The organism is Richelia sinica FACHB-800, assembly GCF_014698825.1.
GTDB lineage: Bacteria > Cyanobacteriota > Cyanobacteriia > Cyanobacteriales > Nostocaceae > FACHB-800.
Window position 1 is genome coordinate 75,365 of record NZ_JACJTT010000006.1, and the last position, 21,738, is coordinate 97,102.

At 38.0% G+C, this 21,738-nt stretch carries 17 protein-coding genes; 7 read left to right on the forward strand and 10 right to left on the reverse strand.

Annotated elements, in window-relative coordinates; translation table 11 throughout:
- The first annotated feature begins 322 nt into the window (after positions 1 to 322).
- Complete coding sequence (locus H6G73_RS07170) at positions 323 to 604, forward strand: Npun_R1517 family heterocyst differentiation transcriptional regulator (protein ID WP_190602707.1); 282 nt, start codon at positions 323 to 325, stop codon at positions 602 to 604.
- A 530-nt stretch (positions 605 to 1,134) separates the two neighbouring features.
- Here H6G73_RS07170 and H6G73_RS07175 read toward each other — a convergent pair.
- From H6G73_RS07175 to ctpB, 3 genes are all read right to left on the reverse strand, one after another.
- Positions 1,135 to 1,830: a response regulator transcription factor gene (locus H6G73_RS07175; protein WP_190602710.1), complete on the reverse strand. Its 696-nt coding sequence runs from the start codon at positions 1,828 to 1,830 to the stop codon at positions 1,135 to 1,137.
- Positions 1,831 to 1,939: 109 nt separating this feature from the next.
- Complete coding sequence (locus tag H6G73_RS07180) at positions 1,940 to 2,890, reverse strand: glycosyltransferase (protein WP_190602712.1); 951 nt, start codon at positions 2,888 to 2,890, stop codon at positions 1,940 to 1,942.
- Between the two features lie 124 nt (positions 2,891 to 3,014).
- Positions 3,015 to 4,361: a carboxyl-terminal processing protease CtpB gene (gene ctpB / locus H6G73_RS07185; protein ID WP_190602715.1), complete on the reverse strand. Its 1,347-nt coding sequence runs from the start codon at positions 4,359 to 4,361 to the stop codon at positions 3,015 to 3,017.
- A gap of 318 nt (positions 4,362 to 4,679) precedes the next feature.
- Between ctpB and H6G73_RS07190 the strand changes: the two genes are divergently transcribed.
- Together H6G73_RS07190 and H6G73_RS07195 are read left to right on the forward strand one after the other, a co-directional pair.
- Positions 4,680 to 5,378, forward strand: coding sequence for a YdcF family protein (locus tag H6G73_RS07190; RefSeq protein ID WP_190602717.1), 699 nt, complete (start codon positions 4,680 to 4,682; stop codon positions 5,376 to 5,378).
- Positions 5,379 to 5,558: 180 nt separating this feature from the next.
- Entirely contained in the window at positions 5,559 to 8,855 is a 3,297-nt protein-coding gene (locus tag H6G73_RS07195; RefSeq protein WP_190602718.1) for a S8 family serine peptidase, read from the forward strand.
- Positions 8,856 to 8,947: 92 nt separating this feature from the next.
- On the opposite strand, the gene H6G73_RS07200 is transcribed toward H6G73_RS07195, so the two are convergent.
- Both H6G73_RS07200 and H6G73_RS07205 read right to left on the reverse strand, forming a co-directional pair.
- On the reverse strand, positions 8,948 to 10,132 hold the full coding sequence (locus H6G73_RS07200) for a cystathionine gamma-synthase (RefSeq protein WP_256443824.1): 1,185 nt from the start codon (positions 10,130 to 10,132) through the stop codon (positions 8,948 to 8,950).
- A complete protein-coding gene (locus H6G73_RS07205; RefSeq protein ID WP_190602722.1) occupies positions 10,107 to 11,468 on the reverse strand; it encodes a cystathionine beta-synthase in 1,362 nt (453 codons plus the stop codon). The genes H6G73_RS07200 and H6G73_RS07205 overlap by 26 nt, the downstream gene beginning before the upstream one ends.
- 215 nt (positions 11,469 to 11,683) lie before the next feature.
- Between H6G73_RS07205 and H6G73_RS07210 the strand changes: the two genes are divergently transcribed.
- A complete protein-coding gene (locus tag H6G73_RS07210; protein ID WP_190602724.1) occupies positions 11,684 to 12,283 on the forward strand; it encodes an MBL fold metallo-hydrolase in 600 nt (199 codons plus the stop codon).
- A 111-nt stretch (positions 12,284 to 12,394) separates the two neighbouring features.
- On the opposite strand, the gene msrB is transcribed toward H6G73_RS07210, so the two are convergent.
- On the reverse strand, positions 12,395 to 12,889 hold the full coding sequence (gene msrB / locus H6G73_RS07215; RefSeq protein ID WP_190602726.1) for a peptide-methionine (R)-S-oxide reductase MsrB: 495 nt from the start codon (positions 12,887 to 12,889) through the stop codon (positions 12,395 to 12,397).
- Positions 12,890 to 13,072: 183 nt separating this feature from the next.
- On the opposite strand from msrB, the gene der reads away from it, so the two are divergent.
- Positions 13,073 to 14,434, forward strand: a complete 1,362-nt coding sequence (der, locus tag H6G73_RS07220; RefSeq protein WP_190602729.1) for a ribosome biogenesis GTPase Der — start codon at positions 13,073 to 13,075, stop codon at positions 14,432 to 14,434.
- Positions 14,435 to 14,547: 113 nt separating this feature from the next.
- The gene (locus H6G73_RS07225; RefSeq protein WP_190602731.1) at positions 14,548 to 15,471 is read left to right on the forward strand and encodes an energy-coupling factor transporter transmembrane component T family protein; all 924 of its coding nucleotides are present in this window, start codon (positions 14,548 to 14,550) and stop codon (positions 15,469 to 15,471) included.
- A gap of 59 nt (positions 15,472 to 15,530) precedes the next feature.
- On the opposite strand, the gene H6G73_RS07230 is transcribed toward H6G73_RS07225, so the two are convergent.
- Positions 15,531 to 16,409: a DNA adenine methylase gene (locus H6G73_RS07230; RefSeq protein WP_190602733.1), complete on the reverse strand. Its 879-nt coding sequence runs from the start codon at positions 16,407 to 16,409 to the stop codon at positions 15,531 to 15,533.
- 27 nt (positions 16,410 to 16,436) lie between these two features.
- On the opposite strand from H6G73_RS07230, the gene H6G73_RS07235 reads away from it, so the two are divergent.
- Positions 16,437 to 19,397 carry a hypothetical protein gene (locus tag H6G73_RS07235; RefSeq protein WP_190602736.1) on the forward strand — a complete coding sequence of 987 codons (2,961 nt, stop codon included), beginning with the start codon at positions 16,437 to 16,439 and terminating at the stop codon, positions 19,395 to 19,397.
- Between the two features lie 29 nt (positions 19,398 to 19,426).
- Here H6G73_RS07235 and H6G73_RS07240 read toward each other — a convergent pair whose 3' ends face one another.
- From H6G73_RS07240 to H6G73_RS07250, 3 genes are read right to left on the reverse strand one after another with little or no spacing between them, the layout of a single operon-like run.
- Positions 19,427 to 19,567 (reverse strand): hypothetical protein, encoded by a 141-nt coding sequence (locus H6G73_RS07240; protein WP_242034135.1) that lies wholly within the window; start codon positions 19,565 to 19,567, stop codon positions 19,427 to 19,429.
- Positions 19,568 to 19,574: 7 nt separating this feature from the next.
- The gene (locus H6G73_RS07245) at positions 19,575 to 20,537 is read right to left on the reverse strand and encodes a hypothetical protein (protein ID WP_190602738.1); all 963 of its coding nucleotides are present in this window, start codon (positions 20,535 to 20,537) and stop codon (positions 19,575 to 19,577) included.
- Positions 20,537 to 21,610, reverse strand: a complete 1,074-nt coding sequence (locus tag H6G73_RS07250) for an AAA family ATPase (RefSeq protein WP_190602740.1) — start codon at positions 21,608 to 21,610, stop codon at positions 20,537 to 20,539. The genes H6G73_RS07245 and H6G73_RS07250 overlap by 1 nt, the downstream gene beginning before the upstream one ends.
- Between the last annotated feature and the right edge of the window lie 128 nt (positions 21,611 to 21,738).

The following is a 21,738-nucleotide window of genomic DNA, read 5'->3' on the forward strand; positions in this document are numbered from 1 at the left end:
TATTGACGTTTCCATAAACTTGATGTAAAAACCTTTAAAAAGGTGTAATTAGTTCTTACAGAAACTTTATTGTAGACAATCACAAAAAAAGAATAATAATTTATGACTTAGATAGGCGATAACTAGTACAGGAACATCAAACTTAGGTAGTAAAAATCTACCTGCCAAAAATACAGGGGGAATCAGATGAAATACAACTGTTCTGGATAAGCAATAATTCTTAACTCAAGCACTTTGGATTCAAAATAAAATATAAAGAATTTTGTCTAGATATCTAGCTCCTCACCCTTACGACCACCAAATACAGGAATCCTCACAAACTATGAACTCCAAAGCATTACCGCGCCAAATTAATAATCTTGAAGTGGGTGTTTATGAGTGCGAAATTCACCTCAAATTCCGCTTGATTGAGGAAAAGAGTCTATTGGGCGATCGCGAGCAACTGTTGCAGGTCCTACTAGATGCTTTGACCGAAGGTTCTGATGACTTTTTGGAAACTTTACAAGCTTCCGTCAAGGCTCAAGAAATTTCCGAGTTCAAGGCTTCACCACAGATGCGTCGCCAACTGCTGCGTTTGCGTAATGTTGCAGAAAATACTCAATAGTGAAAGTGTTGTTGGAAGTAGTGGCAAATATTGCTGCTGGTATCAAATAGTAGATTAATGTTTGAATTTGCCCTACTAATTTTTTTATCAACAGTTGGCTTGTGAGTATATAGTTCTAGCCAGAAAGCAAGCTAGAGTTTTGTCCATAGCTAGGATCATATTCAACAGTAATCTGTAACGAAATTTACTCACTCCACTTGACAAATAAAATATCCAGGTGCCATTTACCTATTTTTTGTTCAAATTTTAAAGTGTAATCCAAAACTTTTACTGTTATCTAAAACACAAACTACTTATAGAACTTAGGAATAGAGATTTTGGGGTTTGGATTGAGAAATGTCTGTCTAATGGTCATTTCTGTCCATAATTACCGAAATTCGCAAATTGATATCAAATATCCCTCTACTTTGGTGATAGATATTGAGGATGAGAAAATATAGCAAATGACAGAGAAAAAAGACTGTATGGTCAGAATTTTCTCCCCATTTCTCCCTTTTTCTCTGCCGGAAAACAGTAATTGCCCAGGCAAATTAATGAGCTAAACCATGTTCAAGGGCAAACCGCACTAACTCTGTGCGGCTATTAGTACCAGTTTTGCTGAATAAACGACTGACGTATTTTTCAACATTGCGGACGCTGGTGTCTAAACGACGGGCAATTTCTTTATTCATCAATCCTTCTGCAACCAAGTTTAAAACGCTTTGCTCTCTGGGAGTCAAGTCAATTTTAAAGGGGGCTGGAGATTGAGAAATCGCGTTTCTTTGGGTCAATAAAGCCTTGATTTGGGCAATTTGGTTAGCTAACTCCGCAATATCTGGAGTTTCCCCTTCCTCTGTGGCTACTGGAGGTTTAACAGCCCGTCTGACTAGTAAATTTTCGATAATAGCCACCAATTCATCAGGGTCAAAGGGTTTAGGTAGATAGGCATCCACACCAGCTTGATAGCCTTGAATGCGATCGCTTGTCATCCCCTTCGCTGTTAAAAACACCACTGGCAAAGCTTGAAAACGAGGATCTTCTCGTAGTTGCTTGAGAAACTGATAGCCGTCCACCTGAGGCATCATAATATCCGAAATTACTAAATCAGGTGTATTTTGTTGCATCAATTCCCAACCCTCACGGGCGTTACTGGCAACTTGAACGCTGAAACCGCTCTCTTGTAGATATTCTTTGACGGCTTCCCTTAACGCCGGTTCATCATCTACCAGTAACAGTTGTGCTGACATGAAAATTTTCCTTAAGTGTACCTTTTTCCAATTTAGCGAAAGTTGGTAGTGATAGGGAATAGGTGAGAGTGAAAGGTGACAGTATTGATTTCTCCTTTTCTCTCCTCATCTACAACCAGTCAATTATTTTGGCCTGTTCTGGTAATTGAGCAGTACGTTGCCCAAGGGAGCGCTCTCTGGCAGTATATAAACCAATGGGGGTGGTGAATAGGTCAACCCAACTACCTTGGTGAGCGATCGCTTGCCAACTAGCTTGAGGGACTTCTTTTAACAGCCAACGTAACCACCTATAAAGGTATTCTTGACCTTTCATTTCCGGCATTAAGTCTACACCATGTAAATCATGGAGATAGCGGTTAGAACGACCATAACGCCGCCACTGGCTGGATAATTCCTGGAGGGTTTGGCGGTGGCGATGTTGAACAATGGCATCAGGGGCAAATTCTAATCGACCTAAATCTGCTTTGAGAATTCGCCAGCAAATATCTGCATCTCCCCCAGTGGTAAGATGGGGACGAAATAAACCAGATGTATTGAAGACGTGACGATGAATTGCTAAATTCGCAGTTTGACCATAGGGACAAAATTTATGGTTGAGGGTATGCTTTTGGGATAAAGTTTCTTGCTGCTCTGCAAATTGTTCCAACAAACTATCCCCTGGTAATGCCAAAATTTCCCCAGCCACAATTACGACTTCTGGATTGACAAAGGGCTGAATTAATGAATGTAGCCATTGGGGTTGGGGACGACAATCAGCATCGGTAAAAGCGATAATCTCACTATTAGCGGCTCTAATGCCTGTATTCCTGGCAGCATAAGAACTTTGAATTTGATTTTCACTCAAGGGCTGAAGGTTGATGGCAGAGTTTTCAGCAGTGGCTTTCAGAATAGCAAGGGTGCGATCGCAGCTATGATTATCTACCAGCAAATACTCTACCTGTTCTTTGGGGTAAGTTTGCGACAACAAACAATTGATTAAATCTGGTAAATCTGCTTCACCGTTATAAATAGGAATTACTACCGAGACTTTAGGTAGGAAGCTATTTTGATCATTCACCATAAATTTTAAAATTGTACTTTTATATAACTTTAGTAAAAAATCCCACCCATAAACTGGATGAGATTCATTGCAAATAATTGAATTATTATCCTTAATTATTCAACTAGCTATCAAATCAGACTGGTTATAACTTTAAGTCCTCAGCACGGGAACTGACTGGTAAAAAGGATTGATTAGGTTGAGTGGGTGCTGGTTGTGCTAATTTGCTATTGGAGAGAACAGCGATCGCACGAGCATATTGAGGATCGCTTTGAGTGGCAATTAAATTCGGGTTAGAAGCTAACTGCCGTTCTTGTGCCTCTGTCAACTCTGTCGGAATATCTGGTGTAATTCCCTTGTGGTTAATATCTGTGCCACTGGGGGTGTAGTAATGAGCAATTGTCACAGCTAAACCAGAACCATCTGCCAATTCATGGACTGATTGCACCAATGCTTTACCAAAAGTTTGGCTACCAACCACTACAGCACGTTTATTATCTTTAAGTGCGCCTGTTAAAATTTCACTGGCACTAGCAGAATTACCATCTACTAATACCGCTAAAGGTAAGTTGGATAAAGACGTGCGATTTGCTTTAGTAACTTCACTAATACCTTGTCTATCAACTGTTTTGACAATGCCACCGTTATCTAGCCACATCCGCGCGATTTCAATACTAGCTTGCAATAATCCACCAGGATTACCACGCAAGTCTAATACATAGGAATCTACATTTTGTTTATTCAATTCCCGAATTGCGCGACGCATTTGATCAGCCGCATGAGCGCTAAATTCTCGGAGGCGAATGTAACCAATGCGACGATTATTTTCTTGCTTGAGGGTATAGCGCACGGTTGGGACTTCAATTGTCGCTCTAGTGAGTTTTAAATCAAAGTCAGCTTTTCCTGGTCTTCCCAGTTTTAAATTCACAGGAGTACCAGCTTTACCACGAATTAGCTTAGAGGCATCATCAACTTTCATATTCCGAGTTGATTTACCGTCAATGGCTAAGATTTCGTCACCACCTTTAATTCCCGCTTTCAGGGCTGGTGAGTTTTCAATGGCTTCTACTACGGTGAGGCGTTTGGTTTTTTCATTCACTTCCATACGAATGCCAATACCAGACACTTCTCCTGAGGTTTGACTAGTCAAAGCCTCATATTGTTTGGGGTCCATGAAGCGGGTGTAGGGATCACCCAGCTTTTGCAGAGCTTCACGGATTGATACGTAAGCTTCTTCTTTAGAGGTATAGTCTTTAGATAGGAGACTTTGCCTAATTGCTTGCCAATCTTGTTGATTAAATTTGTCATCAACATATTCGCGATTTACCAGTTGCCATACTTGGTCAACTAACGCTTTGGGACTGTCCTGTAATGCCGCATGAACGCAGCGCGTCCAGGCTTGACCAAATACAGATATAGTAGCACTTGTGGCGATCGCTCCCCCAATCAAAGCTACTTGGAGCGGCGAGTAACGTTTCGCAGATTGGTTCATGTATATCAGCTGAAATAGTTGAGTTGTTGACAGTTTAGCAATCAGGCTTCCTGGAGATATTTAAGTTTTGATGTCCTCTTTTTTCAGTTATATTCCATTCATGAATTTTTGCCTTGGGGTAATCTTGTAGAAAACACAGTTTTTATTTGTTAACTAAAAACAAGCGCACTCTCGGTTTTTCCGTAAAAGCGCAAAATATTATTACACCTGTTTAAGTGCATTCCTGATATCCTTGATTATTTTTATAAGATAGCACTTTGTTAGTTGAATGGCAGGACTTTCATATATGAAAAAATAAGGTTTTTATGATCTAAATTTATGAAGCCTAAATTTACCACTCAATTACAATTTTTCCTGGTCAGAAAATCAAGAAAACTGTGGCAATTGTTACATTTTTTTAAGCGCAGCTTATGTTTAGTCCTAGCTATTTGGCTGATTTATATAACCGTAAATTTGATTTTTGCTTCTTCCAGGTCAGTAGATGCCTTGTTTGTGCTAGGAGGTAGCATTCGACGGGAGATTTATGTAGCTCAATTATCTAAACAATTTCCCCAAACGCCAATCCTCATTTCCAGTGGTTCTAAAGACCCCTGTATTTGGTTGATATTTCAGCGTGAAGCAGCTAATTCTCAGCAAGTATGGTTAGAAAGTTGCGCTAAATCTACCTTTGATAATTTTTATTACGGTATACCTATTTTGCAAGCATGGAAAGTCAAAAGAGTTAAATTAATCACTTCAGCGAAGCAGACTTTTAGAGCTACATTAATCAGCAAAATTCTCTTTTCATCTCATGGTATTTGGGTAGACATAGATGATGTCCAGGAAATAGGTGTACCTGGAAATAAGGAAAATTTATTAAAAACAATGTTAGATTTAATACGAAGCTTGGGTTGGGCTGTAGTTAGTCAATTTATTCAACCCCAGTGTTCCCACTTAATCAAACTAGTTGATGTTGATTTACCAACTTGGGAAAGACGAGGTTTTAACTGTGAACACCAAGGGGGTTTAGGGAAGTGATGTACTTTCAGCGATAAAACCTTGAGTGGTAATGTGACACAACTTAATTAAACATATTTATATTAAAAAAATTAGGATATTAACAAGAAATCAATAAGTTAATTTATACAAGAAAGAGTATAAATCTATCTAAGATTATCGTCTTGTGTAATATACAAGTTTAAATTGGCAACTCAATTCATGTCCAAGATTCCTAACGACCCTTTATTTTCCCAGCAGTGGTATCTGCAAAATTTAGGTCAATCTGGTGGTATACCTGGTCTTGATATCAATGTAGTCAATGTATGGGAGGACTACACAGGGAAAGGGGTAATTGTGGCAGTGGTAGATGATGGTGTGGATTATACGCACCCAGATTTAGCACCCAATTACAACAGTAACCTTGACTATGATTTTGCACAGGACAATCATAATGGTGCTCCCAAAACTGATGGTGATAGTCATGGCACATCCGTAGCAGGCATTATCGGTGCTAAAGGTGGCAATGGTATAGGTATAGTTGGTGTTGCTTATAATGCTACCCTCACTAGTTTTCGGCTAGGTTTTTCTGGTGATAGTATTGATAGCTCTACAGAAGAAGGCCGTGTATTCGATAACCTGATGAACGTTGATATCGCTAGCAATAGTTGGGGCTATCCTTACGCTTTTTCAGATAATTTTCAGAGTCCACCTTTTTCCCTAGCACTAACAGCAATAGAAAATGCAGTGACCAATGGCCGTGGTGGAAAAGGTACAGTGATTGTCTTTGCTGCTGGCAATGAATATGAATATAATCTCAATACAGGCTATTACACCTACCAGAGATTACGTTACACCATAGCTGTCGCTGCTCTTTTAGACAATGGGTTAGCATCTTATTACAGTACACCTGGTGCGGCAGTATTGATATCAGCTTTCGGTAGCGATATTCCAGGTAGTATTGTTACCACTGACCGTGTGGGTGCGGCTGGTTATGATTCAGGCAATTATACTAATGATTTTAATGGCACTTCGGCAGCGACCCCGATGGTGTCAGGTGTAGTAGCTTTAATGTTAGAAGCTAATCCCCATTTAGGATATCGGGATGTTCAAGAAATCTTAGCTTATTCTGCACGCAAAAATGATGCGAGTAATCCTGGTTGGGCTACTAATGGTGCTAAAAACTGGAACGGGGGAGGACTGCACGTTAATCATGATTATGGGTTTGGGTTAATAGATGCGTTGGCTGCGGTACGTTTAGCAGAAACTTGGCATCAGCAAAGTACAGCAGCAGACTCAACGGTAGGACAACAAGAACAAGTGGTGAGTGCGTCGTCCTCCCCTAATTTAGCCATTCCTGATGATAATCCCAGTGGTATCTCCGATACTATTACTATTACTTCTGGGTTACTAATTGACCGTGTGGAGGTAGACCTAGATATTTCTCATAGCTTGGCCGCAGATTTAGTTGTCACCCTCATTTCTCCAGATGGGACTGAGAGTATACTGGTAAATCGACCTCCCAATGGCTCAAATGATGATGAAGATATCAAATTCCGATTTTCCACTACTCATCATTGGGGGGAAACAGGAGTTGGTCGGTGGAGATTAAAGGTTAAAGATGTTCAAGGTGCTGATGTTGGGAAGCTCAATAGTTGGACACTGAATCTCTATGGAGGTGAAATTAATCATAACAACACTTACATATACACTAATGAGTTTTCCCAGTTCACCACTGCTGCTGATGTTAGTCGCAAAACTCTGACTGATAACAGGGGTATAGATATCATCAATGCAGCCGCTATTACATCTCATCTGAATTTGAATCTCAATCCAGGTACAGTTAGTACCTTAGGGGGAGATAAGCTGACTATTGCCGCAGGGACGGTGATTGAAAAAGCCTTTGGTGGAGATGGTAATGATACTATTCGTGGTAATAGTGCTGTTAATACTTTAAATGGTGGTAGAGGAAGCGATCGCCTTTTGGGCTACCAAGGTAATGATATTCTTGTCGGTGGCAAGGGCAATGATACTCTTGACGGTGGGATAGGTGCAGACAAACTCAATGGAGGAGATGGTGATGACCTCTATTTAGTAGAGAATCTCCTGGATACAGTTAATGAAATAGGCAATACCGGAATTGATACAGTTAAATCTTCTCTATGGCGCTATATTCTGCCTGGAAATGTAGAAAGATTAACTTTAAGTGGGACTAAAAATAGCAAAGGTTATGGCAATACCCTGAATAATCTGCTCACAGGTAATAGTGGTGATAATATTTTGCGGGGTTTCAATGGAAGTGACAGCCTATATGGTGGTAGAGGAAATGATCTTCTCTATGGTGATAGGGGAAATGATGTTCTCGATGGTAATGAAGGTAGCGATACCATTATTGGTGGTTTAGGAAATGATGTTTATTACGTCGATAGTTCCTTAGATGTAGTAGAAGAAACTGCTTCTGGGATTGATACAGTATACTCTTCGGCACTGAGTTTTACCCTGGCTGAGAATATTGAAAACCTCACCCTCCTGGGTACTGAAAATATTAGTGGTACGGGGAATAGCCAGAATAATGTGATTATAGGTAATAGTGGTAATAATACCCTCGATGGTGGTGCAGGCTATGATAGACTCAACGGCGGAGATGGTAATGATGTTTATTACATTGATAGTCCGTCAGATGTGGTGAATGAAATCAATACTAGTGGTATTGATACCGTTTATTCTTCAATAGTAAATGTTACCCTAGCTCGGAACTTTGAAAACCTGAATCTTGTTGGCACAAATAATATTAATGGCACTGGCAATAATTTGAATAATTTACTCAGGGGAAATAGTGGCAAAAATATCCTCCGAGGGGGTAATGGTCATGATACTTTAAACGGTGGAAAAGGTGCTGATACTCTCCATGGTGGCAGTGGCAATGATGTTTATTATGTTGATAACCTCTTGGATGTGGTGAAGGAAAACAATGGTGCTGGCATTGACACAGTTTACTCTTCTGCGTTGAATTTCACATTGGCTGAAAACGTTGAAAACTTGAGGCTAACTGGTAATGGAAACATCAGTGGTACAGGTAATGAGCTAAATAATGCGATCGCTGGAAATAGAGGTAATAACACTTTGATAGGAGGGATAGGTTACGATCAAATCATTGGTGGTGCTGGCAATGATTTAATCATTGGCACTACTGTTGATACTGTACAAGATATAGATATTTTGACAGGGGGATTAGGGGCAGATACTTTTGTTTTAGGCAGTATCGATGGAGTTTTCTATAATTATTTAGGTGCGCGTAATTATGCCCGCATCGAAGATTTTAGTTTAAGTCAAAATGATGCAATTCAAATGTATGGTGATGCTAGTCAATATTCTTTGAAAACTTTTTCAGACGGTACTCTGCTTTATTTAAAGGGTATTGATGGTAGTAGTGATGATTTGATTGCTATGATTCAGGGAATTAACTCTGGGTTAGATTTAACAGCAAGTTATTTCTCTTTTGTACAAGCAGTTTCTTGAGATCGTCAAATCAACTAGCACTCTTACTGTTTGGCTAACGCGGTAGTTGAGCGTAGTCGAAACTACCCTTAGTTTGTCCCCTGGTATACTTGTTAAGCTAGAGCATTTTCTAAATCACTCTGTAAATCTAGATAATCTTCGATTCCCACTGATAGCCTGATTAAATTATCCTTAATTCCTCTTTTAATTCGTTCCGCTTCGGGAAGAGAACCATGAGTCATTTTTGCTGGATAACACAGCAATGATTCTACCCCTCCTAAACTTTCAGCTAAGATAAATAGTTGAAGACGAGATGCAAATCTTTCTACTTGCGAAAAACCACCTTTTAACTCCACACTAATCATCCCTCCAAACCCAGACATTTGTGCTTTCGCAAGGTGATATTGTTCATGGCTGGGTAAACCTGGATAATAAATACGATCAATTTTAGGATGTTGTTCTAGAAATTTGGCTAACAGTAAGGCATTCTTTTCATGTTCACGCATTCTTACAGCTAAGGTTTTAATGCCACGCAAAACTAACCAACTATCAAAAGGGCTAGGAACTGCACCAATGGCATTTTGATAAAATTTAAGTTGGGTGTACAATTCCTCGTGAGAAGTTACGACCGCACCACCAATAATATCGCTATGTCCACCTAAATATTTAGTTGTGCTGTGCACAACAATATCTGCACCTAAGTTTAAAGGTTGTTGAAAATAGGGACTAGCAAAGGTGTTATCTACCACCAAAATGATATTATTTTGATGAGCAAGTTTTGCTAAGGCAGCAATATCAATGATTTTTAATAAGGGGTTAGTAGGAGTTTCAATCCAAATCAATTTAGTATTGGGTTGAATAGCAGCCTCAAAATCATTAAGATGATCAATATCTACATAAGTTGTCGTTACACCCCAATTTTTAACTACCTTTTCTAGTAGTCGATAAGTACCACCATACAAATCATCTCCAGCAATAATATGATCGCCTGTTTTCAGCAGATTTAACACTGTTGTTGTCGCTGCTAGACCAGAGGCAAAAGCCAACCCAAATTTACCATTTTCTAAAGCAGCTAAAGCTGATTCTAACGCTTGGCGGGTGGGGTTTCCTGTGCGAGAATATTCAAAACCTTTATGTTGACCAATTGCTTCTTGCTCATATGTGGAAGTTAAATAAATTGGTACAATTACTGCACCGGTTTGGGGGTCTGGTTCTTGACCTGCATGAATAGCTTTAGTTGCAAATTCCATCTTCGTATTTTGTAGTTTGTAATTATGAATTAGTTTGACTAATCCAATATCTAATTAAATCGGCTCTAGTAATTAAACCGATGGGAATTTCTGCACGGGTGATGATAATTCCTGTTGTCCCAGATAACAAGACTCGGTAGGCTTCAGAAATATCTACTTCTTCATCAAGTAATGGTAAAGGTTTTCCCATTACGGCAGAAACTTCTTGATTAGAAAAGTTGATTCCGTCATGTAAAAACTTCATTAAAGATGCTTCATTTAAACTGCCAACTACATGGCTGTTATCAATCACAGGTAGCTGAGAAATATTTAACTTTTGCAGTAAATTAGTAGCTGTAGTTAAGGTATCACGGGAACTAACCGCAATTAATGAAGGAAAATCTGTTTTTTGAGAGAGAATTTGTCCAACTTTAATAGTTCTGGCTTCTGTACCTTCCCAAAAACCATTTTCTTGCATCCAAACATCAGAATAAATCTTATTGATGTAGTTTCTACCTGTGTCTGGTAAAAGGGCAACAATATATTTTGGCTGGGTTAATCGGGCGGCATATTTCAAAGCTGCGGCTACTGATGTACCACAGGAACCACCTACTAATAAACCTTCTTCCCGCGCTAGACGACGGGCCATATTAAATGACTCTTTATCGCTCACTCGTACCATTTCATCGACTATTTGTCGGTTGAATGTTTTGGGAATAAAATCTTCGCCAATTCCTTCTACTTTGTAGGATTTAGGACTATCTCCAGAGAGGATAGAACCTTCAGGATCTGCGCCAACAATAATAATATTGGGATTTTGTTCTTTGAGATATTTGGCAACACCAGAAATTGTTCCACCTGTTCCCATACCAGCAACAAATACATCTATTTTTCCTTGACTATCTGCCCAAATTTCTGGGCCAGTAGTGAGATAATGGGCAAGGGGATTGTAGGGGTTTTCAAATTGATTTGGTCTGTAGGCACCGGGAATTTCTTTTGCTAGTCTTTCTGCTACACCGTTATAACTTTCTGGTGAATCAGGAGGTACTGATGTGGGTGTGACTACTACTTCTGCACCATAGGCTTTGAGCAAATTAATTTTATCTTGGCTCATTTTATCGGGCATAACAAAGATGCAACGATATTTTTTCACTGCTGCAATCAGTGCTAACCCAACACCAGTGTTACCAGCAGTAGCTTCGATGATGGTTCCACCTGGTTGCAATTGTCCGGTTGCTTCTACGGCTTCAATCATTGCTAAGGCAATTCTATCCTTCGCGCTGCCACCGGGATTGAGATATTCAACTTTTGTGTAAATAGCAGAGGCGATATTTTCGGTAACGCGGTTGAGTTTGACTAGGGGTGTTTTACCGATGCTTTGGAGGATATTGTCATAGGTGGCCATAATGCCTCCTGGTACGTGAGGAAAATGGGTGCGTTTGAGAAATTTGGTTGATGGAGACTGATGAAAACTTCTTTAGCTGGGCTTTATCCATAAACAACACAAAAGCGATAGATTTACAGTAGTATAGTAATTTTTATCTTAGAAATACAAGTTTTGAACTACAGATTGAATTATTGATACATTAATTGATGCTGCCCTATGATGCTGAAATCACCATGAAATCTCTACACCGTCCTGATTTATACAGTTGGTCTTGTTTCAATCCTGCAAGAAACATTGATTTCAACGGGTTTGCCTGGATTCGTCCAGAGGGGAATATATTAATTGATCCGGTGGCCCTATCAAATCATGATTGGCAACATCTAGAATCTCTCGGTGGTGTGGTTTGGATTATTTTGACGAATTCTGATCACTTGCGGTCAGCGAAGGAAATTGCTAATCAAACTTACGCTAAGATTGCTGGCCCCGCTGGGGAGAAGGAATATTTTCCGATTGTATGCGATCGCTGGTTGGTTGATGGAGAAGAATTTGTCCCTGGGTTAAAGGTGATTGAAATGCAAGGTTCCAAAACCCCTGGTGAATTAGCACTGTTGTTGGAAGAAACCACTTTAATCACTGGTGACTTGGTACGGGCACGTTCAGCAGGTAGCTTGACACTTTTACCAGATGATAAGTTACTGAATCGAGATGAAGCGGTGGCTTCCGTTCGCAGATTAGCAGGTTTAGAAAAGGTGGAAACTGTATTAGTGGGTGATGGTTGGTCTGTGTTCCGAGACGGGAAAGAACGGTTACAGGAGTTGTTAGCGACTTTGTGACTGAGATGCTGCTGTTGTGGAAACTGGTAAGGGTGATGATATTGAATAAGTTGGATTATTAGCGATCGCCCCATTCCCCACACATGAGAAAATCAGAGCGATCGCGAGAAATTATGCAGGTTCAAACTTTAACGATACACCGTTCATACAGTAGCGTAAGCCTGTGGGTTGGGGGCCATCGTTAAACACATGGCCTAAATGTCCACCGCAACGGCTACAATGTACTTCGGTTCTAGTCATGAAAAATGACCGATCCACAGTAGTAGCGATCGCACCTTCAATGGGTTGAAAGAAGCTAGGCCAGCCAGTACCACTGTTAAACTTGGTATCGGAAGTAAACAAAGCTTGTCCACAACCAGCACAGACATAAGTCCCTGGCTGATAATTCTTATCGAGTGGACTGGTATGGGAACGTTCCGTACCATGCTTCCGCAGCACATGATACTGTTCCGGTGTTAAAATCGCTTTCCATTCTTCGTCTGTTTTTGTTACTTCAAATTTGGTATTAGAAGCCGCCATAGTGTTTGAACTCCCGTCGATATAGCGTGAGAAAAAAGCAGTGCCCAGGATAGCGGCACTAATTTGTAAAAAAGAGCGTTTGTCCATTAATTTATTATCAAACAGAATACAGAAGTCAGGAGCTAGAATTCAGCATGAATTATGTAAAACTGGCAATATGTTTGAAAACAGTGATATAATAGATAGTTCTCTGAAATAGTGCTGGGTGAAAAAAGTAGCAATTGAACTCAGCACCAATTCTACGCACTCAGCATTAAATAACACTGGTTTATGGCACTGCCAATTGTTGCAATTATCGGCCGCCCCAATGTGGGCAAATCGACCCTGGTTAACCGTCTCGCCGGGGAACAAACGGCGATTGTCCACGATGAACCGGGTGTGACACGCGATCGCACTTATCGACCGGCATTTTGGCGCGATCGCGAATTTTTAGTTGTCGATACAGGCGGCTTAGTATTTAACGACGACACCGAATTTCTTCCCTTAATTCGCCAACAAGCCTTAACAGCCCTCTCAGAAGCCTGTGCAGCTATATTTGTAGTCGATGGGCAATCAGGCCCAATTCCCGCTGATGAAGAAATCGCCGAATGGTTGCGTCAACAGCCTGTTCCTGTTTTATTAGCGGTGAATAAATGCGAATCTCCAGAACAAGGAGTAATTCAAGCCGCAGAATTTTGGTCATTGGGGCTAGGAGAACCCTATCCCATCTCCGCCATTCACGGTAGCGGTACGGGGGAAATTCTCGACGAGTTACTAAATTACATCCCGGCTGTGGAAGATGTACCGGAAAATAACGAGATTAAGGTCGCCATCGTCGGTAGACCAAACGTCGGCAAGTCGAGTTTATTAAACGCTTTCGTTGGTGCAGAAAGGGCAATTGTTAGCCCTATTTCTGGCACTACCCGTGACAGCATTGATACCCTCATTGAAAGAGATGGGAAAAGCTACAGATTAATTGACACGGCTGGTATTCGCAAAAAGAAACATATAGAATACGGCACAGAATTCTTCAGTATTAACCGCGCTTTTAAAGCTATTCGCCGTGCAGATGTAGTTCTCATGGTCATTGATGCCTTAGATGGAGTCACCGAACAAGACCAAAAACTAGCAGGGCGAATCATTGAAGAAGGGCGAGCTTGCGTTATTGTCGTTAACAAGTGGGATGCTGTAGAAAAAGATTCCTACACCATCTACGACTACGAAAAAAATCTAGAGCAACGCCTACATTTTACTGAATGGGCTGACACCATTTTTGTCAGCGCCCAAACAGGACAGCGGGTGGAAAAGATTTTAGAATTTGTGAACCAGGCCGCCGAGTCCCACAAACGCCGTGTCAGCACATCGGTAATTAACGAAGTTCTCACCGATGCAGTGAGTTGGCATTCTCCTCCAGCCACTAGAGGTGGTCGTCAGGGTAAGATTTACTATGGTACCCAGGTTAGCACCCAACCACCGACAATTGCCCTGTTTGTCAATGAAGCAAAAAGATTTAACGACAACTATCGTCGCTACATTGAAAGACAATTCCGCCAACAATTAGGGTTTAAAGGTACACCCATACGCTTACTGTGGCGGAGTAAAAAGGTACGGGAAATGGAAGTTGGTAGTGTCAACCGAGCTACGCGCGTGTAAAAATGTGAATTTTGGATTTTAGATTGGAGATGAGCAGAAATTGATACACCATCAAAACCCTTGAGATTAAACAATAGCCTTTGAATCGAAAATCTAAAATCTAAAATGAGAATATGGATTTACTGCGATCGCTTCCTCTCGGATTATATTTAGAACAACCACAAACTTGGCTACATAAACTTGACCCCAGAGTCAAGTTTGTTTGGTTGATGAGCTTTCTCTCTAGTTATGTAGTAGCTAACAACTATTGGCGGATATTTTTGGTTGTCATTTTAATAGTGATTACCATTTTCGCACAAGTCCCCCTACGAGTGTGGCGGCAGCAAATGGGGTGGTTGTTAATATTATCATTTTTAGTATTACTAATTGGCTCCATGAGTCCCGATGGACTGAGCATTAATTATCAGCCACGTCTCCCAGCCAATGAACAAATTTTAACTCAACCACCCAACGCCAAAAATAATATTACAACCACACAATATAGCCACCAAAAATATAGTTACGTTCTGTTTGATAAAAGCTTCGTGCGAATCAATCGACGCTCTTTGTCGGTCGCCACAAGTTTAAGCACAATTGTCTTTACTTTAATTTACAGCACCAACTTGTTTTTATTAACAACTGCACCAGAAGAGATTACTTCCGGAATGGAAAGTCTGATGCAGCCATTAAGAAAATTCAAAATACCAGTCACAGAAATTGCTTTAACCTTGACCTTATCTTTGCGATTTATCCCCCTAGTTTTAGAAGAAATTCAAAACTTAGTACGTTCCGTGATGACGAGAGCAATTAATTGGAAAAAACTAGGTTTGAAGGGAGGAACTAAGGTTTGGTTAATTGTCACAGAGAGATTGTTAGAAAATTTGCTTTTACGGGCTGAACAAATGGCTAATGCCATGATGGTGCGTGGCTTCACCAGTCCTAATGAACATAGAGTTCAATGGCAAGATTTAAAATTGAGAAAATTTGACTGGTTTGCTATTGGGATTTTAATTGTCTTTTGGGGAGTGCGGATAGCTTTTGGTACAGAAGTTTCTTAAAAATAAATAAGTAACCTAAATAAGTAAATTTTTGATGAAATGGTGTGTTAAAACCAAGCCTAATGCACCAGTTTTTTATTAATTGCATCAGGAAAATAATTAGTAATAAAAACTTCTCTACCTTTGTAGCGTCTACCTTTCTTCACTGCTTGATTTTCTAATTGTCCTTCTTTGATTTGTTTAGTCACTTTTTGGTCATCAGTGCGATTCACCCTGTAATCCCATTCCTTTTGATGAATAACTTTAGCCCATGAATACAGTGATTGAATTTCATCACTATAATCATAGGTTAATAGAAAGTGGAATTTAGAATTTAACCGTTGCAGCGACTTCATCAACCGATAATGGCAATCTTGAGAAAAAGAATAGTTATATAATTTGTCTTGTTCTGCATTAAAATAAGGTGGGTCAATAAATAAAAATGCCCCTTCTTCAACTTGTTCTAAAACTTCTTCAAAATCTAATTGAGTTAAACACACATTCTGCAACTTTTCCGATGTACGCAGAATATTTTTACCCCAATTTTCAGGACGCATACTATATTTTTCTCCATAACCCCAATAGCAGTTTTTCTTATTCATAATTCCTGAATAAGAAGTGCGGTTGAGATAATACCAACGTATGGCTTTTTCTAGGTTATTAGTGGGGTGAAATTCATGTTTGTAAAAACTATGCCTGTCTTTGGTCGCTACTTCCAGTTTAAGAGCATCAATTAGTTTTTCTGGATAATCACGAATAAATAAATAAACATTCATTAACTCTTCATCAATATCATTTAACCAATTCTTTTCAACCTTATCTTTAGCAAAAAATATAGAAGCCCCACCTGCAAACGGTTCAACATAACAAGAATGGGGAGGAATATATTCTAAAATTAACTTGCGGGCGTAAAATTTGCCCCCTGCATATCGAAATGGTGAGTTAATACATTGATTCATTGTTATATAGACTAGGAAAACTGATACATGAATATTATAAGAAACTGGGTTAAGCAAACACTTGATAAGTGGATTCAGAAAAAACGGGGAAATAAGCAAATCTTATTATTCATTGGAACTTTTATCTTAGGTATGCTGATTGTTTATGGACTGGGTTTACTTAGAATTCACGAGATATTTTCTCATCATTGGGAGTTTGCTGCACTTAAAAACTGGTTGATACAGGTCTCCTCATTCTTCATGAGTTTCTCACCCAGTCTTGGTTTTGTGTCTGATGTGATTGCATATCAAGCAGCCATTATTGCCATTGCGATACCCCTTAGTTTAGAAATCATTTCTCGAATCTCTGAACGCTACCAGTCAGGGGTAATTACTAAAGAGTTTAATCGACAGTGGCAGCTAAAAGTGCTGCTGGTTTTGGTAATTGCTAATGCACTGTCAGGGGTTACACTAAAATTTTTTGTAGACTCAAAGATAGATGCTGGGTGGAAGATACTTGCTTGGCTGATATTCCTACTTTTCTTAGTAACCAATATTTTATTATTTGCTTTTTTTAACATGCTCCGGCAATATGCAACTAAAACTAAGTTTTTATTGGATAGGCTATTCGATGATCTGAATCAAGTTTTACGTCCTGTTACTATCAACCGACAGATGAGTGATAAGGCATTACAACAATATCAAGAGGAATTCATTAGCGCCCTAGAAGGGATTGGTGATATCTTAGTATTTGAGACTAAAAACCGCAAAAACAGCCAGTATATCATTGAGAGTCTGAAACAAATTCATGAGATATCTGAAAAGTTTTTTGCACTACAAAATAGCCATTCTGAAAATTTTGAAAAATTACTCTATTCTCATGAAATACTTCAGTTGCATAAGCCATCATCGCAGCTAGAAGTTTCTCCAGAAAAATATTTAGTTGCGCTTATGGCTATAGTAAACCAATTCCTCCGCATACATGAAGCTGCACAGGAAATTAAAAACTATGAAATTGCTAATTTGTCATTGAGAAACTTAATCTGGCTTTTAAGAGATTTATCTCAACAAATGAATCATGACCACTCCATAAGAACATTACTGCAAGTTCTAGCTGATCTACGCTATAATAACCGACAAATTCAGGACGAATTGACTTATGAATTATATGTTACTGTGTACACAAAAGTTGTATTTCAGAAGTATTTTAACCTTAGATATCTAAGGGCATTTGATAGGTACTTTTACGATGGTATTGGTGAAATTATTTCCAGTGGTAAAACTCAAATATTTGAGCAATTAGTTTCTATACTTCATGATGAATCTGAATTCATCAAACTCCAATATACAAACCAAAATCCTATTGAAAGTCTTCAAAACTTTTTACGTCAAATAAATTATGAACTCTATCAAGAATTAGCTCAAACTAAACAGCTTGGTAAAAAACTGAAATACCTAAAGTTTTCAGTAGGTCAATTGTGGACACAAGAGCAATTAAATCAGTGCTTAGAGTTATTTAAAGAAGTACAAGATATTATTCATCGCGGCTTTCAATATCAAGAGGAAATTCAGAATCAGTTATCAACAATCTATCGTAACGTTGAATTTCGCTTCAAATTCAATAACTTAATTTATTTAATTTTTAATGTTGGTGCTTACTGTATTTTTAAAAATCGCTATGACTATATTTATTTTAAGCAACCGCATGATGCAGATGCGACTTGGCTAGGATATGACATAATACCAGGTTCTTTACTTGGTCTGTTCAATTTCTATTTTCAAAACCCTTTTGGTTCTACAATATCATCGGAAAATCATCACGGAGGTAGCCAGTATTCTGACCAATATTTCTTAATCTTGTTATTGCGCGAATTTTTAAACTCGCAAGTTACGACTAATCAAGCTAGACAAAATATTGTTAATACCTTTCAGATCCCAAATGATATTAATTCTCGTATTTTAAGTAACATTCCATACAAGGTAAATCACCTTATTCCTATTGCGAGAGAACTTATTAACCTATCTGAATCACTTCAGATACTAAATTTTGATATAAATCAACTGAATGATGCTATCGAATATGGACTGATTGTTTTTCTTGACAGTTTAAAAATTAAAGCTGATGAACAGTTAGAGAAACAAGTACATAGCCAGAAGATAAGTAATACAAAGGTGGAAGAGTTTAAGTCAGAATTCTTGAAAGGCTATAATGAAATAGCATCATTGAGATATCTATTCAATCATTTTGGTTTATATGAGGACAGAACTCATGAGATAGGGGATATAAATCTCAATTTATTCAAATTAAATAAAATTGATGAAAAACCAATATTTTTTGACGAATGGTATGTAGATTATGGTAATCTAGGATTCTTTTATGGGAAAGACTTAGCAAACCTGGAAAATGCAGAATTAATAGTTAAAATTTTGAAGCATTGTCATCTACGTGAAAATATTACTTTAGACAATATCATTAACATTGCGAGTAATGGTAATGATATAAATAATCTCCTCATCATTGGAGTTAATGCTAGCTTTGATAACTTCTTATATGATTATGCTCGTTTTAAGGTAAAGGGAATTGATGGAGAGACAGACATAAATATTCCTGAATTCCTGGGTTCATATATTTATGGAAACTATAAAATTCCAGTTTTTAATTACTTTTGTAATCGGATACCAACAGAAGAAGGTTTTCCAGAGCAAGCTATTCTTGTTATTGATAGAAATCACTTAGGCAAGCTCGTTCAATATGCACCGGTTACAGCAGATGAACCTTATCATATAAAAGAGCAATTCGCTTTTCGGATAAGCGCATTTTCTGAGGATGAAATGCTGATGAATGAATCACTGCAACAGCCGTCAGATTTTGTTGTGGCTCAAGGTGATGAAACCCAGCAAAGAGCTTACTTAGAAACTCAGGTTTTAATACGCATTTATGAAAAGTTTACTCTGGAAATCGATCCAAATTTTTCAGGATATCTTATCCCTGAATCAGATTTTGATTAAAATCTAGAAATAAAGGGGAAATCTAATTATTAGGTAACAAACAAATCAGAGCAAGAAAGTAAATCTTCCACCACTGCCAAAGAATACTCGTTTTCTTCCTCAGTTTTGATGACTTGCGATTGATACTGAGACAGTAATTTACTATAAACTGAATTATAGGGATGTTGCATTTTTATATTATATTCCTGTCAAATTAGCAGCCTGTTGGAAATAAGGTTTTAACATCACACCTAGTTGTTGAACAATCAGAGAATTTTTATTCTTCTCCAATTCAGGTAAAAGTAACTCCTTACAAAATTTATCATCACTTAAATTTTCTATCGAAAGATATTGAATGGCTCGCTTACATAAACTTTTCAGTGCTTCTTTACCTCTAAAAAATATTTTGGCTTGATGAAAATCAAGAGTTTGTGGATTATTAATATATGATTGCCAAAAATTTTCTTGCAATTTATTTTGCAACAAGGGTTTTAAAGAAAAAATATTTCTTCTAGATTCTTTAGCTTTTATAAATATTTGATTTCTAAACCAAATTTCCATATTTGGCAAAGATAAAGATGTCGGTTTATCTAAACTTAACCTCAAATTTGTTTTCTCTCGAAACCGAAACCTTAAACATTCCAATAGCTCTTGCATAATCGACGCTTGAAAATATTGTATTAGCCATTCATCTAGTTGGGCTTTAGTTAAACTATTGGTAACATTTTTTCTAAATGGCTTAGACTCTGAGCGTGTTGTAGGTATCTGATTTAATAAATTAGCTATAATCTCTGTTTCTTCTAGTAAGAAATTTTCCCATTCATGTCTTGACCAATAAATTATTTTTACCGATTTAGAGTTTTTTTGGATAAAATCATTATCTGTTCTTAAAGCCATTTCATTAATTTTTTCTTGTGTTCTGAAATCTCTATCAGAAATTGCAATTATTGGTAAAGTTTGGTGTAAGTTACTTTTTGAGTAGATTAATTTACCTATAGCGTTAAAATTACCACTACCACCTATTTCCTGGACTTTATAATTTATTTTCGATAATAATTCTTGATTTATGAGGTTGCTAATCACTCTATTAATAAATGCAACTTCAGGACTTTCTGGCTCACCTTCAATTAAGATATATAAAAAATTATCCAGGACTTGCATTATTTTTCTTCCAAATTACCCAATTTGACAATTTCCGAATCATAAAACATTTCTGCTACAGTTGGGGAATGGGTGGTAAAAATATACTGATTATTAGAGTCGTCTTCTCGCAAAACCTGAATTAATCGTTTTTGCCAAGCAGGATGTAAATGTAGTTCTACTTCATCAATGAGAACAATCGAATTTTTAGCCGTATCTGCTGCTAAACCCACCAAAATTCTTAGAATTTGATGCTCACCGGAACTCATCTGTAATAAATCATATTCCATACCATTTCTTTTCAGAATTAGAGTATCAGAAGCGGGCCCTGACTCCAACCCTATCAATTCTGAAGGAAAACAAATTTTATTAAATAATCTTTGCACTCTTTTCCAATAAGATTCTCCGAACTTTTCTTCATTCCAAGTTAAGTGTTTACGGTAATATTCATTTAACCATGATAAAACATCACTATGTGCATTGTTTATTTCCTGATCTGGAGGACTAAAACTTTTAAATAATCTAACAGTGCGTCTTTGATCTAAATAACAAACACCGCCAATTCTATCGAATACCTGATAGTCTTGAAGATTTAATGATACCGCTTGAGATGCACGTCCTCGTGCACCTAGAACTTTAATAGAATTTTTAGGTAGATAACTATAGTGATATGAACTCTTAATAGATGGTTCTCTGTTGGGAAAAGACCAAACAACTTTTGCTGGACTTTCTAAAGGTGGAGATGTATTTGATAAATTAAAGTGTTGCTTCTTTTTTAGTGAAAAATAGACCTCATTAATAGCTTCTGCTTCATCTCTTTCAATAGAATATTCAAATGTGATTTGGGCTATATTCCCTCTCCCTCTAACTAATTGTTGTACGTTGTATTCTAATCCCTCTCTTAAGGATGGATTTGGTGGATTTTCAAATACTTTAACTACTATATGAATCGCGTCTAAAATAGAGGTTTTTCCTGAGCTATTAGGCCCGACAATTAAATTAATAGGTCGAGGACGACCCAGTAAATCTGTAAAATCTAAATTAATATATTGAATAGCACGAAAGTTTTTTATTTCTAAAGAATGTAATTTCATATAGTTTTTAAAATTTATAATATTATATTTAACTTAAAAAGAGAAAATAAATTAATCCATAGTCTTCATAAATAGCTAACCACGATTATAGCGTGTACACGAGCTAATAGAGGTGCGACACCACTTTC

Excerpts from the sequence above, each read along its gene's own strand:
- H6G73_RS07170 (WP_190602707.1), top strand. The coding sequence starts at position 323 with ATGAACTCCAAAGCATTACCGCGCCAAATTAATAATCTTGAAGTGGGT.
- H6G73_RS07175 (WP_190602710.1), bottom strand. The coding sequence starts at position 1,830 with ATGTCAGCACAACTGTTACTGGTAGATGATGAACCGGCGTTAAGGGAA.
- H6G73_RS07180 (WP_190602712.1), bottom strand. The coding sequence starts at position 2,890 with ATGGTGAATGATCAAAATAGCTTCCTACCTAAAGTCTCGGTAGTAATT.
- ctpB (WP_190602715.1), bottom strand. The coding sequence starts at position 4,361 with ATGAACCAATCTGCGAAACGTTACTCGCCGCTCCAAGTAGCTTTGATT.
- H6G73_RS07190 (WP_190602717.1), top strand. The coding sequence starts at position 4,680 with ATGAAGCCTAAATTTACCACTCAATTACAATTTTTCCTGGTCAGAAAA.
- H6G73_RS07195 (WP_190602718.1), top strand. The coding sequence starts at position 5,559 with ATGTCCAAGATTCCTAACGACCCTTTATTTTCCCAGCAGTGGTATCTG.
- H6G73_RS07205 (WP_190602722.1), bottom strand. The coding sequence starts at position 11,468 with ATGGCCACCTATGACAATATCCTCCAAAGCATCGGTAAAACACCCCTA.
- H6G73_RS07210 (WP_190602724.1), top strand. The coding sequence starts at position 11,684 with ATGAAATCTCTACACCGTCCTGATTTATACAGTTGGTCTTGTTTCAAT.
- msrB (WP_190602726.1), bottom strand. The coding sequence starts at position 12,889 with ATGGACAAACGCTCTTTTTTACAAATTAGTGCCGCTATCCTGGGCACT.
- der (WP_190602729.1), top strand. The coding sequence starts at position 13,073 with ATGGCACTGCCAATTGTTGCAATTATCGGCCGCCCCAATGTGGGCAAA.
- H6G73_RS07225 (WP_190602731.1), top strand. The coding sequence starts at position 14,548 with ATGGATTTACTGCGATCGCTTCCTCTCGGATTATATTTAGAACAACCA.
- H6G73_RS07230 (WP_190602733.1), bottom strand. The coding sequence starts at position 16,409 with ATGAATCAATGTATTAACTCACCATTTCGATATGCAGGGGGCAAATTT.
- H6G73_RS07235 (WP_190602736.1), top strand. The coding sequence starts at position 16,437 with ATGAATATTATAAGAAACTGGGTTAAGCAAACACTTGATAAGTGGATT.
- H6G73_RS07240 (WP_242034135.1), bottom strand. The coding sequence starts at position 19,567 with ATGCAACATCCCTATAATTCAGTTTATAGTAAATTACTGTCTCAGTAT.
- H6G73_RS07245 (WP_190602738.1), bottom strand. The coding sequence starts at position 20,537 with ATGCAAGTCCTGGATAATTTTTTATATATCTTAATTGAAGGTGAGCCA.
- H6G73_RS07250 (WP_190602740.1), bottom strand. The coding sequence starts at position 21,610 with ATGAAATTACATTCTTTAGAAATAAAAAACTTTCGTGCTATTCAATAT.